The organism is Cobetia sp. 1AS1, assembly GCF_029846435.1.
In the GTDB taxonomy this organism is placed as follows: Bacteria; Pseudomonadota; Gammaproteobacteria; order Pseudomonadales; family Halomonadaceae; genus Cobetia; species Cobetia amphilecti.
Genome location: NZ_JARWKU010000027.1, coordinates 1 through 595, shown reverse-complemented (window position 1 = coordinate 595; position 595 = coordinate 1). Strand labels below are relative to the sequence as shown.

Annotated in this window: 1 rRNA gene; it reads left to right on the top strand. The window is 52.8% G+C overall.

The annotated features are described in order from the left end of the window. Positions 1 to 337 (top strand): 16S ribosomal RNA (locus tag QD280_RS17765); the annotation flags it as partial. Positions 338 to 595: the final 258 nt, after the last annotated feature.

The window sequence follows — 595 nt, the reverse complement described above, 5'->3', positions numbered from 1 at the left end:
GGCCCTTACGGGTAGGGCTACACACGTGCTACAATGGCAAGTACAAAGGGTTGCAATACTGCGAAGTGGAGCCAATCCCATAAAGCTTGCCTCAGTCCGGATTGGAGTCTGCAACTCGACTCCATGAAGTCGGAATCGCTAGTAATCGTGGATCAGAATGCCACGGTGAATACGTTCCCGGGCCTTGTACACACCGCCCGTCACACCATGGGAGTGGACTGCACCAGAAGTGGTTAGCCTAACCTTCGGGAGGGCGATCACCACGGTGTGGTTCATGACTGGGGTGAAGTCGTAACAAGGTAGCCCTAGGGGAACCTGGGGCTGGATCACCTCCTTATCGACACTGTCTATCGCTCGCGGCAAGTGCTCACAACGAATTACCTGATCTTATTGCTGGCTTAGCCGGCAGTGGCAAGCGTGCTCAACAGAGCGCGCTTCTCACTGTTCTCTGAACAGCCGCTCTTTAACAATGTGAATCATGCTGACGATAGATATGTGCGCCAAGCGCATGTCTATCAAAACGATATGTCGGAGAGGTCCGACAGATTCGTAATCCTTGACAGACCCCTTGGGGTTATATGGTCAAGCGATTAAG